The 13,955-nt window shown below is 63.5% G+C and carries 13 protein-coding genes; 7 read left to right on the top strand and 6 right to left on the bottom strand.

Annotated features, from left to right (window positions below; translation table 11 throughout):
* Window positions 1-161 precede the first annotated feature (161 nt).
* Complete coding sequence (locus C449_RS02990) at window positions 162-980, top strand: formate/nitrite transporter family protein (protein ID WP_049913859.1); 819 nt, start codon at window positions 162-164, stop codon at window positions 978-980.
* A gap of 17 nt (window positions 981-997) precedes the next feature.
* Here the strand turns inward: C449_RS02990 and C449_RS02985 are convergent, their stop codons facing one another.
* From C449_RS02985 to C449_RS02970, 4 genes are all read right to left on the bottom strand, one after another.
* Window positions 998-3,361 carry a heavy metal translocating P-type ATPase gene (locus C449_RS02985; protein ID WP_445298233.1) on the bottom strand — a complete coding sequence of 788 codons (2,364 nt, stop codon included), beginning with the start codon at window positions 3,359-3,361 and terminating at the stop codon, window positions 998-1,000.
* A gap of 84 nt (window positions 3,362-3,445) precedes the next feature.
* Window positions 3,446-3,904 (bottom strand): universal stress protein, encoded by a 459-nt coding sequence (locus C449_RS02980; RefSeq protein WP_006076427.1) that lies wholly within the window; start codon window positions 3,902-3,904, stop codon window positions 3,446-3,448.
* Window positions 3,905-3,964: 60 nt separating this feature from the next.
* Window positions 3,965-5,218, bottom strand: coding sequence for a putative manganese transporter (locus C449_RS02975; protein WP_006076426.1), 1,254 nt, complete (start codon window positions 5,216-5,218; stop codon window positions 3,965-3,967).
* Between the two features lie 387 nt (window positions 5,219-5,605).
* Window positions 5,606-5,998, bottom strand: a complete 393-nt coding sequence (locus C449_RS02970) for a CopG family ribbon-helix-helix protein (RefSeq protein WP_006076425.1) — start codon at window positions 5,996-5,998, stop codon at window positions 5,606-5,608.
* 102 nt (window positions 5,999-6,100) lie between these two features.
* On the opposite strand from C449_RS02970, the gene C449_RS02965 reads away from it, so the two are divergent.
* The gene (locus tag C449_RS02965; protein WP_006076424.1) at window positions 6,101-6,916 is read left to right on the top strand and encodes a hypothetical protein; all 816 of its coding nucleotides are present in this window, start codon (window positions 6,101-6,103) and stop codon (window positions 6,914-6,916) included.
* A gap of 47 nt (window positions 6,917-6,963) precedes the next feature.
* Here the strand turns inward: C449_RS02965 and C449_RS02960 are convergent, their stop codons facing one another.
* The gene (locus C449_RS02960) at window positions 6,964-7,659 is read right to left on the bottom strand and encodes a metal-dependent transcriptional regulator (RefSeq protein WP_006076423.1); all 696 of its coding nucleotides are present in this window, start codon (window positions 7,657-7,659) and stop codon (window positions 6,964-6,966) included.
* 407 nt (window positions 7,660-8,066) lie between these two features.
* Between C449_RS02960 and C449_RS02955 the strand changes: the two genes are divergently transcribed.
* From C449_RS02955 to C449_RS02940, 4 genes are all read left to right on the top strand, one after another.
* Complete coding sequence (locus tag C449_RS02955; RefSeq protein ID WP_006076422.1) at window positions 8,067-8,504, top strand: DUF4870 domain-containing protein; 438 nt, start codon at window positions 8,067-8,069, stop codon at window positions 8,502-8,504.
* Window positions 8,505-8,618: 114 nt separating this feature from the next.
* The gene (locus C449_RS02950; protein WP_006076421.1) at window positions 8,619-9,794 is read left to right on the top strand and encodes an NAD-dependent epimerase/dehydratase family protein; all 1,176 of its coding nucleotides are present in this window, start codon (window positions 8,619-8,621) and stop codon (window positions 9,792-9,794) included.
* On the top strand, window positions 9,794-10,717 hold the full coding sequence (locus C449_RS02945) for an NAD-dependent epimerase/dehydratase family protein (RefSeq protein ID WP_006076420.1): 924 nt from the start codon (window positions 9,794-9,796) through the stop codon (window positions 10,715-10,717). Before C449_RS02950 ends, C449_RS02945 begins: the two co-directional genes overlap by 1 nt.
* A complete protein-coding gene (locus C449_RS02940; protein WP_006076419.1) occupies window positions 10,714-11,715 on the top strand; it encodes an NAD-dependent epimerase/dehydratase family protein in 1,002 nt (333 codons plus the stop codon). Before C449_RS02945 ends, C449_RS02940 begins: the two co-directional genes overlap by 4 nt.
* 12 nt (window positions 11,716-11,727) lie before the next feature.
* Here the strand turns inward: C449_RS02940 and aglF are convergent, their stop codons facing one another.
* The gene (aglF, locus tag C449_RS02935) at window positions 11,728-12,516 is read right to left on the bottom strand and encodes a UTP--glucose-1-phosphate uridylyltransferase AglF (RefSeq protein ID WP_006076418.1); all 789 of its coding nucleotides are present in this window, start codon (window positions 12,514-12,516) and stop codon (window positions 11,728-11,730) included.
* Between the two features lie 126 nt (window positions 12,517-12,642).
* Between aglF and aglM the strand changes: the two genes are divergently transcribed.
* Entirely contained in the window at window positions 12,643-13,947 is a 1,305-nt protein-coding gene (gene aglM, locus C449_RS02930) for a UDP-glucose 6-dehydrogenase AglM (protein WP_006076417.1), read from the top strand.
* Window positions 13,948-13,955 lie beyond the last annotated feature (8 nt).

Here is a 13,955-nt window from a genome sequence, read left to right as displayed (position 1 = left end):
CGGACGACGCGTCCGCCGAGTGGGCGTGGATGATTCCCGGACCGGAGAGCGGCGAGTCCGTCGTCGCCACGATCCTCGACCGGCAGCGAAACTGCGCCATCAGCCACCGCGATACCGATGGCAGCGGCCGATGCCGATTCCGGAATGCAGGTACACCACACATGGAGCACACACAAACCAGTTCGAAGCACATTCTGCGACAGCAGATCGAGGAGGGACTCACCCAACTGCAACGATCGGCCGATGGACTGTTTCTGTCGGGCCTCTCTGCCGGGTTGGATCTCGGGTTCGGACCCCTGGTTGCCGCGGCGGCACTGACCCTCCTCGGGGGGAGTGGTTCGGCGCTCGTCGAGCAGTTGCTCGTGGCGAACGCGTACACCATCGGATTCGTGTTCGTGATCCTCGGGCGAACGGAGCTGTTCACCGAATACACGACGCTCGCGGTCCTACCGGTGCTCGACCGACGAGCAGCGGTCACACGACTCGGTCGCCTGTGGGGGATCGTCTACCTCGCCAACCTGATCGGCGGCCTCGTCTTCGCCGCGGTTGCCGTCGTAGTCGGGCCCGCGTTCGGTATCACGGAGCCGGCTGCGTTCGGCGCGATAGCCACGCCGCTGATCGCGCCCGCGTCGGTGACGCTGTTCGGTGGCGCGCTGTTGGCTGGCTGGCTCATGGGGTTGGTTTCGTGGCTCGTCGCCGCCGCCCAAGAGACCATCAGCCGGGTGTTTTTCGTCTGGCTCATCACGTTCGTCATCGGGTTCACGCATCTTCCACACAGCATCGCCGGAAACATCGAGGTCCTGCTTGGTCTCTTCGGCACGACGACCGTCGGTTTGGCCGAGTACGGCAGGTTCCTCGCTGTCGCAACCGCTGGCAATGCGATCGGCGGAACGACCTTCGTCGCGTTGCTGAAGTACAGCCACGTCGTCCGCGGCGGTGACCGATTCGGTGCCGAATCCGAGTCGGAGAACAATGGGTAGCCCCGACGTCACTCGCTCTATTCGACTGTATCGGTCGCGGTGTCCGGCCGAATCCGTGAGAGCCGCATCGCGTTGCCAGTCACGCCGACAGTCATTCCGGCGTCACCAGCGAGCACCGCCAACCAGATCGGAACATAGCCGAACGGAACCGCGACCGCGAGTCCGGCCTTGACGAGGAGGCTGCCAACGATGTTCTGGCGGATGACGGCGTTCGCGTCGTTCGCGAGTTCGTAGAGGTAGGGGAGTTTCGCGAGATCGTCGCCCATCAGCGCGATGTCGGCAGTTTCGAGCGCCGTATCGGTGCCGGCCGCGCCCATTGCGACCCCGACCGTCGCGGTCGCGAGCGCCGGCGCGTCGTTGATGCCGTCGCCCACCATCGCGACGCCGTCATGTTCTTCGACAAGTTTCTCGATAACTTCGACTTTCTCGTCGGGGAGAAGCTCCGCGCGGTGCTCGTCGACACTGACTTCGTCGGCGATCGCCCGCGCAGTGCGGTCGTTGTCACCCGTGAGCATCACCGTCCGCTCGACACCGAGCTCGTGGAGGCGCGCGATGGTCCGCTTCGCCGCAGGGCGCACTTCGTCCGCGACGGCGACGACGCCCTCGATCTCGTCCTCCGTACCGACGAGCACCACGGTCTTGCCCTCGGACTGGAGTTCGGGCACCGTCTCCTCCAGTAAGTCGAGGCAGTTGTTCTGCTCACAGAGTCGGCGTGTCGTCCGGGTCACGACGCCACCGTCGGTCGTCGTGTGGACATGTGAGAGATCGAAACCGAGGTCGTCGAACAAGCCGGGTTTCCCGGCAAAGTGTGGCGTGCCGTCGAGCTCCGCCCGCACTCCCTTGCCCGTGATGGCCTCGAAGTCGTCGATCTCGCGCTCGGTGACGTCCGCGCTCCCGGCCTCGGCGACGATTGCCTCGCCGATCGGGTGCTCGCTGCGCGCTTCGAGACCGCGAGCGCATCGGAGGACGTCCTCCTCGGAGTTGCCGTGGAGCGGGACGATGTCGGTCACGGTGAGTTCACCCTTCGTGAGTGTGCCGGTTTTGTCGAACGCGACGACGTCGACCGCGCCCATCGCTTCGAGGTGGTTGCCACCCTTGATGAGCACGCCGTTGTCGGCCGCGCTCGTGATCCCCGACACCACCGAAACGGGCGTCGAGATCACGAACGCGCACGGACACGCAAGGACGAGGAGCGTCAGGCCGTAGACCACGGCGGTCGACCACGCGGTTCCGAGAACGAACGGGCTCCCGAGCGTAACGAGGACGGCAAAGGCGACGACCACAGGCGTGTACCACGCCGAGAACCGCTCAACGAACTGCTCGCGCTCGGTCTTGTTCGACTGGGCATCCTCGACCATTTCGACGATTCGCGAGAGGGTATTGTCCGCGGCTTCCGACGTGACCTGGATCTCGAGGTAGCCCTCCTCATTGATTGTGCCGGCGTAGACCTCGTCGTCGGTGGTCTTGTCGACTGGGACGCTCTCACCGGTGATCGGGGCCTGGTTGACCGCGCTCTCTCCGTCGATCACGTCGCCGTCCATCGGGATTTTTTCGCCAGGTCGTACCACCACGACATCGCCGACCGAGACGTCTTCGACCAGGACCGTCTCCTCGCCGTCGTCGACGGCTTCGCCGTCTGCTCGGGGCGTCTCCGACGCCCCGGTGTCGCGTTTGACGGTCGCCTCGTTCGGCGAGAGATCCATGAGTTCCTGAAGCGAGTTACGGGCCTGGTCCATCGAGGAGCGTTCGAGCAACTCGGCGACGCTGAACAGGAACGCGAGCGTCGCGGCCTCGAAGTAGAGCGCCTCGCCGAACGCGAGACTCGCGATCAACGCGCCGAGGATGGCGATCGACATCAGGAAATCGATGTCGAGATTGAGATTTCGCGCCGAGTAGTAGCCATTACGAAGGATTTCCTGGCCCCCGACCGCAACGCCGATCAGAAACAGGAGATCTGCGACGAGGAGCTCACTCCCGAATATCATCCCGACCGCGGCGTTCTGTGCCGTCAGAAAGAACTCGAAGAGGAGACCGAGCGCGAGAAAACCCCCACTGATCCACGTCTTGAGTGCGCGCGAACTCGTCCAGATACTGTCGTTCGAATCGGCCGCGTCGCCGCCGGTCGTTCCCTCGCTCGTCGTATCGGTGACGTCGTAGCCGGCGCTCTCGATGGCAGTTACGACATCCGTTTCCTCAACGGACGTTACGTCGTAGGTGACGGCTACCTTGCCAGTTGTCGGTTGGGTTTCGTACGTCGAGACGCCGGCGAGTCGGTCGAGGGCGTTCTCGACTTTGCCCGCACACGAGGGACAGTCCATCCGCGGAACGGAGAGTTTCGTGGTCGTTTCGCCCGAGTCCATTACCGACGCTACGAACCGCATTTTTATGAACTTAACTGCCAAGATAGTCGGCTTTGATGGTAGTAATTGTTAATAGATTGCCTCTGAGATAGTAATCAGGTCGTTTCAGGTGGCGTCTCCGTCGTCAGTACTGACCGCCATGACGGGGACATCGGCTCCTCGAATGACCCGCTCGGTGACGCTCCCGAGGAGACGGCGTTGGAGCCCCGAGTGGCCATGCGTCCCCATCACGATGAGATCCGCGCCGTCGTCGGCGGCACACGTGAGAATTCGCTCGTCGGTCGTTCCCTCGAGAACCTCCGTGACAAGTTCGACACCAGCGTCCGCAGCCGTGGCTTCGACCTCGCCGAGGACTTGTTTGCTGGTCTCCTGCCCGATGTCCCTGATCGCGTCGTCGACCTCGGTTCGCGAGACCATCAACCAGCTCTTGTCGGTGTCGATGACGAACAGGGCGTGGAGGATCGCATCGTGCTGGGTGGCGAGCTCGAGCGCGTGCTGGACCGCAGCGGTTGCGGGATCGCTCCCATCGGTCGGGACGAGGATACGCTCGTACACGTCAGTCACCCCTCACACAGTTCGTTCGCGCCGGTCTTCCATCGCCGGTGTCGTGAATCGGAACGACCGTCATCCGATCACCCCGAAGCCGAACTGAGCATATGGCCAGAAGTAGTAGACGAGGACGCCGACGATGACCCCTGGGATCGTGGTGTAGATGGTCGCGATGATGGCGGCCTTCATATCGATCGCCATCAGCGGGAACAGCGCGTCGCCGTCCTGACTGATGGCGTTGGCGACGAGCGCCGAGAAGGGGATCGCCTCTTCGAGGGCGTACAGCTGTGCGAACACGATGTGGGCCGCACAGCCGGGGATGAGGCCGAGGGCCGCGCCCGCGATCGGGGCAAGAATACCCGCGGCTGCCGCGAGCCCGGCGATATCCAGCCCCGTAAGTAAGAGCCCGTACTCGTAGAGCAAGTAGCCGGCAACGACCCAGACGGTCACCATCGCGGTCTCCATCGCGGAGTGCTGGAAGGTCTTGTAGAGGCTGTCGAACGAATCCATGACGCGGCCGGTCTCGCCCTCGCCGATGTAGTGGCGGCCGATGAAGTAGAGATAGAACGACAGCGTGGTACCGAGGAGGCCAGCCATCGTGAACAGACCGTCGTACGTGGGCGCGATCTCCCATGCGGGCTCCTGTGCACCTTTCGCGAGATAGAGCACACCGGCGACGAGCGCGCCCGCGAGGACCGTCCACCATAGGACGTGGACGGCATGACTCGCGCGTTCGAGCAGCCGGGAGTTCGGCAGATAGCTCGGCATATCGCTGCCGTGATCGTGGTCGTGGTGGTCAGGACCGTCGTAGTCGGCAATGCTCGGGCCGCCCTGAGCGACACTCGTTGTCGAAAACCCGCCGTCAGTCATCGGACGACCGATGCGCTCGACCGCGTTGTCGACGTAGCCGACACCGAGCCCGAAGATGTCGATGGCGTAGCCGAACAGGACCGCCGCGACGAACGCGAGCCCGTAGGCGTACAGTGCCGCTTCGGGAGCGAGCGCGAGGATGATGAACGCCGAGTCGCCCGCGGTTGCTGCAAGGGCTGCGACGACGGTCCCGAAGCTAACCGTCCCACGGATGTACAGCGGCATCGCGATGATGGCACCGCCACAGCCCGGCGTCAGCCCGAGCAGCGCACCGGTGAGCGGTTGGGCGCGTTCGTTCGCCTCGAGCCATTCGGTAAGTTGGCCATCGAACCGATACTGGACGAGACTGAACAGGAGAATCGTCGCGCCGACGAACGCCGAGACCTGGACGAATGCTTCGCGCCAGGAACCGACGAGGATACCGAGGCCCTCCGGTAGGCCGAGTTGGAGGGCGATCACCGCTCCGCCACTCCTTCACGACGGTTCCAGCCCTCGAAGCTGGAACCGAAACGTGAGCTAACACGAAGTATACCGTTCATCTCACACGAGAGTGTAGCTGCAAAGGCAATAAAGGTTCCGCACTAAGTATTGAATTAGATTAGGCTAAACGCTGCCGATCGACTGGAAGCTCCAACGGCTGCTGGGAGTTATCCACGCGAATGCTGACACGACCGCTACCGGAACAGTGGATCGAGGATAGTTAGTAAACCCACTGACAGAGCGGTACGCTTCGGTAACGATTCGCTGTCGTGGACCATCTAACTTCCGAGGGATCGGGAAAGACGGAGTACCTCCTTCCCCCCTGGAAACGCGTCCGAAACCGTTTCCGGGACCAACGAGCGTGTGTTATTGTGTCGGCTGTAGGAACGTGACGTTGACGCGACCGACGGCATCGAAATCCCGCAGTTGGTAGACGAGTTCGCGGATTCGGTCGGCCGGCCCGTGACAGAAAACCGATTCGAGACACCACTCCCCCTGGTGGAGGTGATGGGTCGTCGCGATCACGTCCTCAAACTCGTGTTGGAGTGTGTGGAGTTCCTCGATGATCAGCGTATGTTCGTAGTCGAACGCAATGGCAGCGACGGCGTCACCGTCGATCTCTTCGAGAGTGGTGTGTCGCTCCACGTACTCGTGGATCGCTTCCCTGACCGCACGCGATCGTGATTCCATCCCTTGGGTTTGCCACGTCTCGTCGAACGTTCCCAGAACTTCCTCGGGGATGTTCACACTCGTCCGCATAGATCGCCGTTCGGACTCCGCGGTCTTTAGCCTCCGTTATTACGATCTCTCCGAATCGACCATAACAATCGCTTTACACGGAGATCCACATCTACCGATGAAATGGCCGGAGGCGAACCCTTCGCCCTCTTTCTCGGGGCGACCGTTCTCGGCCTGATCCACGGAGCCGAACCCGGACACGGGTGGCCGATCGCCGCAGCCCACGCCCTCAACCGCTCGAACAAGTGGTGGAGCGGTTTCGTCGCGAGCTCGTTGTTGGGACTCGGACATCTCGTGAGTTCGCTCGCCGTGGTCGCCGTGTTCTTCCTCGCCAAATCGTATTTCGATCTGACCCAGATCAACGATCCCGTTTCGGTTCTCGGTGTCCAGATCGGCGGGCCCGTCAGTCTCGTCGCGGGATGTTTGCTCATCCTTCTCGGAATTCGTGAGTACAGCTCCGGTCACGGACACGACCACACCCACGATCACGGTCATAACCACGACCAGCACGAGCACCACGAGGATCACCACCACCACGAGGACGATCGTCACGATCACGGGGACGCAGAAACGTCGGGAGTGACCGAACGAGTGAAGCGCGTCTTCCGGGGCGGCGGACACTCCCACGACCGCTCCTCGATCGAAGGAGATGGGGCACAGAATCTGTCCGGAATCGTCTGGACGGCGTTCGTGCTCGGGTTCGCCCACGAAGAGGAGTTCGAGATCATCGGTCTCTGTTTGGGCTCCGACCGGTGTCTCGAACTGATGATGACCTATGCGCTCGCCGTTCTCGTCGCCCTCGTCGGGCTCACGATGGTGTTGATCGCGGGGTACCAGCAGTACGAGGAGCGGATGGAAGGCGTTGCAGAGTACTTCCCGCTGTTTTCCGCCGTCGTCCTCGTCACCATGGGCGTGGGATTCGTTCTCGGGGTTCTCTGATGCCGACCGTCGGTGCAGAGATCGGTCGCGTCGGGATGACGATGGGATCAGCTGGTCAGCGTCATCCCGTTATCGGGAGCCTCGGAATCGGTATCGCGAACGCGGATGGCGGTCGCGATTTCTTTGGGGAGCGAGACTGTATCGTCGGCGTCGTCGGACGCGACAGTAAGCATCCCGAACGGCGCGATCTCGGTGATATCGAGACGTGTACCGGGCGTGATGCCGGCGTCGGCGAGGTAGTCGAGCACCTCCGCGTCGCTGTCGGCCACTTGTGTGACGATCACCGTCTCACCCTCGTCGTACTCCGAGAGCGGATCGTCGTCGGCGTCGGTGGGTTCGAGGTCTTCGGTCGGAATCGGCGCGCCGTGAGGGTCGGCGCTCGGGTTCTCGAGGACGGCTGCGAGTTCGGTTTCGAGCCGCTCGCTGATGTGATGTTCGAGCTGGTCGGCCTCGTCATGAACCTCGGTCCAGTCGTACCCGAGATGCTCAGTGAGAAACAGTTCGAGCAGTCGGTGATGGCGGATAGTTTCGAGCGCGACCAGCTCCCCCTCAGCGGTCAGTCGCACGCCTTTGTACTCCTCGCGCTCGACGAGCCCCTGTTCTTGGAGCCGCTTCATCGTCGCTGTCACCGTCGGTGCTGTGACGCCAAGCGCATCGGCGACGTCCGACGTGGCGACCGGCTCGTCACCGTCTTGGAGCTGGTACACCGCTTTGATGTAATCCTCTGCCTTCGCGCTCGGCATACCAACGCCTAGTTGTCTAGCTACTAAATCGTTGTTGTAGCGTGTCTAAGTACGTCTCCGCGTGGGGACCGTGATAACCGAGTCCGGAATGGGATTTCCGGTGATCCCTCGCTGCGGCGGAATAACGTGAGAGTACAGCACTGCCAGCACACTCGATTGGTCCGTACGCGTCCACGACTGCGTCGAGATCCATTTGTGTTCCCGAGCACGGTAACCACGGCCGGAGGACGTGTGCGAGAACGTACACATCGAGTGAATCTGTCTCACGTGATGAGATCGTCTCACGGCATGAGACGATCTCGTTCGGTGAGTATAACCCCTCAACACGCCTCAACATACCCGTTGGCGGCGATCCCGCCGGCGGTTCGTACGGGCGGACGAACACCCACCATACAGCGGAGCAACCAATGGCAAGCAGCACACAAGACATCGACATAGAGAACGAACCCACAGCGGCCGTAGAGAGCGACTCGGGACTCGACAGCAACACTGCAGGCGCGCTGTCGTACCTGTTTGGGATGGTCTCGGGGCTGATCTTCTATCTGATCGAGAAAGATGACCCGTTCGTGCGGTGGCACGCCGCCCAGAGCATCGCGTTCACTGGCGTGCTCCTCGTGGCGTACATCGCGCTGACGTTCCTCGGCACGGCAGTGTCGGTAGCGACGTTCAGCGGGTCCACCGGCGGGTTTCTCGTCGGGAGCCTGTTCTCGCTGATCCTCGGACTGGTCTGGCTCGTGGCCGCGGTCGGCGGGTTCGTCGCGTGGGCCTACCTCATGATCAAAGCCTACCAGGGCGAATCCCCTCGGCTGCCCATCGCTGCAGGGATCGCCGACCGGCTGACGTGAGCCACGATCGAACCCGGGATCTACTTTTCGCTAGGTCTGTTCGTGTGAACATCACCCATACCCGAGGGGAAAGCGTTTTGTTGGTGGAATAGTTACTCAGAAACTGAGTAACCAATGTCGATCATCGTCACTGGAGCGGACGGCTACGTCGGCTGGCCAACGGCCCTCAGGATCGCGAAGCGGACCGGCGAGCGCGTACTCGGCGTGGACAACGGTGCGCGCCGCGAGTGGGTAGCGTCGGTCGGCGCGAAAAGCGCTACACCAGTCGTCTCGATCGAGGAGCGCGTCGCGGCCGCCGAAGAGCAGGGGCTCACGAACCTTTCGTTCGTCGAGGGCGACCTCACGGATCGAGCGTTCGTCGATCAATTGTTCGCAGTCCACGAGCCGGACACGGTGGTACACACCGCTGCCCAGCCCTCCGCGCCGTACTCACAGATCAACGGCGAACACGCGAACGAGACCCAGCACAACAACATGCAGGCCACTCGAAACCTCCTGTGGGGACTCCACGAGGCAGGACTCGACGACACCCACTTCGTCGAGACCACCACCACGGGCGTCTACGGTGCGCCCGAGTTCCCGATCCCGGAGGGTGGTGCGACGATGGAGAACGACGGCGACCGCGACGAGGTCCCGTTCCCCGCGATGGCGGGCTCGTGGTACCACCTCACCAAGAGCCACGACGCGGCGAACCTCCGGCTCGCGAACACCCAGTTCGATCTCCCGATTAGTGATGTGCGGACCGCGATCGTCTACGGGTCGGGTACCGACGAGACCCGTGCGGACGACCGACTCGCAACTCGCCTCGACTTCGATTACTACTTCGGGGTGGTCGCTCATCGTTTCGCGGCCCAAGCGGTCGCGGGCTACCCGCTGACGGTGTACGGCAAGGGTGAGCAGCGAAAGCCGTTCGTGAGCCTGGAGGACGCGGTCGAGGGGCTCGCACGCCTCGCGCTGTGTGATCCCGACGACCGGCCCGCGCCCCACACCGTTTACAACCAGGTCACGCGCGCGATCAGCATCGTCGAGATCGCCGAAACCATCGCCGACGTGGGTGCGGAGTACGATCTCGATGTTGCGGTCGAGCACGTCGAGAACCCCCGTGAGGAGGACGAAACCCACAAGATGGAGATCGAGAACGACCGCTACGACGACCTGATCGACGGTCAGTCGGTAGACTTCGAGACCGGGATGGACGAGGTGCTCAGGGCGATGACCGACCAGGCAGAGATCATCACGTCCCACGAGGACCGGTTCCTGCCGGACGTGCTCGAAGACCGGGAGGACTGATGGATCTCCTCGTCACCGGCGGCTGTGGCTACATCGGGAGCGCGCTGGTGCCGCTGCTGTGCGAAGACGATCGTGTCGACCGAGTCGTCGTGCTCGACGACCTATCGACGGGGTCGCCGCGGAACCTGTTGGGCTGTGTCGAGGCCATCGACTTCCGACAGGGCGATGTCCGGGAGTACGGCGACGTCGAGAGCTCGGTCCGAGGCGTCGACGGGATCGTCCATCTCGCGGCGATCACCGGCGCGGACAGCACCCACGACCGCCGGGAGGAGACCTACGCGACCAACTTGGAGGGAACCCGGAACGTGCTCACCGCCGCCGGGAAGATCGGCGTCGGGCGGGTCGTCGTGGCCTCCTCGTGTAACATCTACGGCCGAGCGACCAGCACGGATATCGACGAGACGGTCGACCCCGATCCGATAAACCCCTACGCCGAAACCAAACACGAGTCCGAGCAACTGCTCCGCGAGTACACGGCCGAGTACGACATGGACGGGACCGCGATCCGGCTGAGCACGGTGTACGGCGACGCGCCAGGCATCCGGTTCAACCTCGTGGTGAACCAGTTCGTCTTCCGGGCGCTCACCGGCCGCCCACTCACCGTGTACGGGGATGGCTCGAACTGGCGGCCGTTCATCCACGTTCGTGACGCCGCGCGGGCCTACCGCGACGCCGTGCTCCGCCCGGGCGAGTGGTCGAAACCCGTCTACAACGTGGGCACGAACGACGGGAACTATCGGATAGCGGATGTCGCTACACTCATCAGCGAGGAAATCGACACGGTGGACGTGACATACCTCGAAGACGAACACCCCGGCCCCTCCTACCACGTGAACTTCGACCGGCTCGACGAGACCGGTTTCGAACCCGAATACACGCTCCGCGAGGGCGTTCGCGAACTCGCAGGGAGGTTCACGGGATGAGCGGGACCGACACCGAGGTCGGCAGCGAGAGCGAGGAAACCATGACCGTCGCGATCACCGGCGCGGCGGGGTACATCGGAAGCTGTGTCGTCAAACAGCTCCAAGCCGCCTACCCGGCGTGGGAGATCAGGGCGTTCGACAACTTCTATCTCGGCGACATCCGCCAGATCGGGGACGTCGCGGTCGAACACGTCGACGTCCGCGACCGCGATCGACTCGAAGACGCGCTCGCCGGCGCGGACATCGTGATGCATCTCGCCGCCCTCAGCGGCGTCGACGACTGTGCGGACCACTCGGACCTCGCCTACGAGGTCAACGTTCAGGGCACCGAGAACGTGGCGTGGTTTTGCCGGAAGCACAGGGCGGGGCTGATCTTCCCGTTCAGCATGGGCGTCATCGGCGATCCACAAGAGTTCCCGATCACGGTCGACCATCCCCGGGATCCGCTCAACTGGTACGGCCGGACCAAGCTCCTGAACGAGCGGGCGATCGAATCCTTTTCCGAGGGAGCGTTCCCGGCCCACCAGTTCATGATCGCGAACCTCTACGGCGATCACACGATCGACGGCGATCGGGTCTCGAAAGGGACGGTGACGAACTTCTTCCTCGATCGTGCGCTCGCGGGCGAGACGCTTACCGTGTACGAGCCGGGCACCCAATCGCGCAACTACGTCCACGTCGAGGACGTCGCACGGGCCTACGTCGACAGCGCAGAGGCGATGGTCGAGGCACTCGATCGCGGCGACACCGGCACCACGAAGTACGAACTCGCAAGCGACGAGGACCCGAGCGTACAGGAACTCGCCCAGTTGATCGCCGACGTGGCGGCCGACGAGCGCGACATCGACACCGACGTCGAAATCATCTCGAACCCACGGTCGGGCGAGACGCTCGTCGACTCGTTCCCAGTCGACACGTCACGCACGGCTGCTGACCTGGGGTGGTCGGCCGAACACACCGTCGAGGAGACGATCCGCGAGCGGCTCCGTAGCGCGTAGTTCTATCGTTCGTTACTCGTTCCCAGTCGCGTCCGCCGTCTCGGCTTCTGAATCGGACTCAGCGTCCGCATCCGCACTGGCCTCGCCACGTTGTTCCTGGAGGCGTCGTTCGGCTTCGTCCCTGTCTTCGGGATAGCCCACGTCGATCCGCCAGCCGTCCATCCGGATCGCGTCGATAGTCCGTCCGGAGCGGAGCAGGAGGTCGACCGCCTCGGAGATTTCGTACTCGCCGCGCGCGGAGGGCTGGACGAGATGGCAGGCGTGGAAGATCGCTGGCGTGAACGTGTAAAAACCGGTGAGGACGAGGTTCGTCGGCGGGTTCTCGGGCTTTTCGACGACGTCGGTGACCTCGCCGTAGTCGTTGGTGTCACAGACACCATACCTGTTGGCCTCCTCCATCGGGACCTCCTCGACGAGGAAGGCCGCGTCGGCGCGGTCCTCGCGCTGACGGTTGATGACGTCCGCGAGGTTCGCATCGAAGATGTTGTCGCCGAGGATGAGCATGAAGTCGTCGTCGATATGCTCCTCGACGGTGAGGAGGGCGTGGGCGAGCCCCGCCTGCTCGCGCTGGTGGGCGTACGTGATCGGGACGCCCTCGAACTCGTCGCCGTAGTGGCTGATGATGACCTCCTTCTGGTAGCCCACCACCACGAGGAGTTCGCTCGCGCCCAGCTCGACGAGCTGTTCGAAACAGTGCGTCAGGATAGGTTTTCCGTCGATCTCGACCATTCCCTTCGGCTTGTCCTCGGTGAGCGGCCGGAGACGGGTTCCCTCGCCGGCAGCCAGCACGACAGCTTTCATGTCTTCCCGTCCAGCGCCGGGTCGCAAAAATCTGTTCATCGGTTCGATCGGCCTTTGGAATGGATTGTATTGGCTGAATCGGCATCCATCCGAACGCTCAAGGCAGGAGGTGGTGAACGAGCCAGCATGGACATCTCAGTCGTCGGCAGCGGTTACGTCGGCACGAGCGTCGCAGCCTGTCTCGCCGATCTCGGGCACCGCGTGGTCGCGATCGACATCGACGAAGACATCGTGGCAGCGCTCGACGCAGGCGAGACACCGATCCACGAGCCGGGGCTCGACGAGCGCGTTGCGGCCCACGCCGGTGACCGGCTCCACGCGACCACCGATCACGCCGCCCTCCGCGAGACCGACGTCACGTTCGTTGCGCTCCAGACCCCGACCCGCGAGGACGGCAGCATCGATCTCTCGGTGGTTGAGGCGGGCATGCAAGACATCGGCGAGGAGCTTGCCGCGACCGAGGGCTACCACCTCGTCGTGGTCAAAAGCACCGTGATTCCGGGGATGGTCGAGGAACGGCTCGTGCCGATTCTCGAAGAGACCTCGGGCAAGCGTGCGGGCGAGGAGTTCGGCGTCGCGGTCAATCCCGAATTCCAGAGCCAGGGCTCGGCAGTCACGGACTTCCTCGAACCCGACAAGCTCGTTTTCGGTACCGAGGACGGCGATGATCGCGCGCTCGAACGACTGCACGGGGTATACGAGCCGCTGGTCGCTGCGAACGATGAGGATGTGCCGATCGTCGAGACCGGTCGGCGCGAGGCCGCGATGGTAAAGTACGCGAACAACGTCTTCCTCGCGGGGAAGATCAGCCTCATCAACGAGCTCGGCAACGTCTGCAAGGAGTTCGGCGTCGACTCGTACGAGGTCGCCGACGCGATCGGGCTCGACGACCGGATCGGCGAGCGGTTCCTCCGCTCCGGTGTGGGGTGGGGCGGCTCGTGCTTCCCGAAGGACACCGACGCGCTGCGGGCCGCCGCGCGCTCGGTGGGCTACGACCCGACGCTGCTCAACGCGATCGTCGACGTCAACGATCGCCAGCCAGAGCGGATGCTCGAACTGCTCGAGCGCCACGTCGATCCCGCGGGCAAGCGGATCGCGGTGCTCGGATTGGCGTTCAAGCCCGGCACCGACGACATCCGCGGGTCGCGCGCGACGCCGATCATCGCGGGGCTGCTGGAGCGCGGCGCTGACGTGGCGGCCTACGATCCGGTCGCTGCGGGCGCGATGGCCGAGAAGTACCCCGACATCGAGTACGCCGATTCGGCGGCCGACGCGCTCCGAGATGCAGAGGGAGCGCTCGTGGTCACCGATTGGGACGAGTTTGCGGCGCTCGACGACGCGTTCGGAGAGATGAGTAGTCAGATAGTGGTCGACGGTCGGCGGATCGTCGAGCCGCGTGAGGGGCTCACCTACGAAGGCCTGACGTGGTGATCGACGGG

Source organism: Halococcus saccharolyticus DSM 5350 (assembly GCF_000336915.1).
In the GTDB taxonomy this organism is placed as follows: Archaea; Halobacteriota; Halobacteria; order Halobacteriales; family Halococcaceae; genus Halococcus; species Halococcus saccharolyticus.
This window is presented reverse-complemented; position numbering and strand designations above follow the sequence as displayed.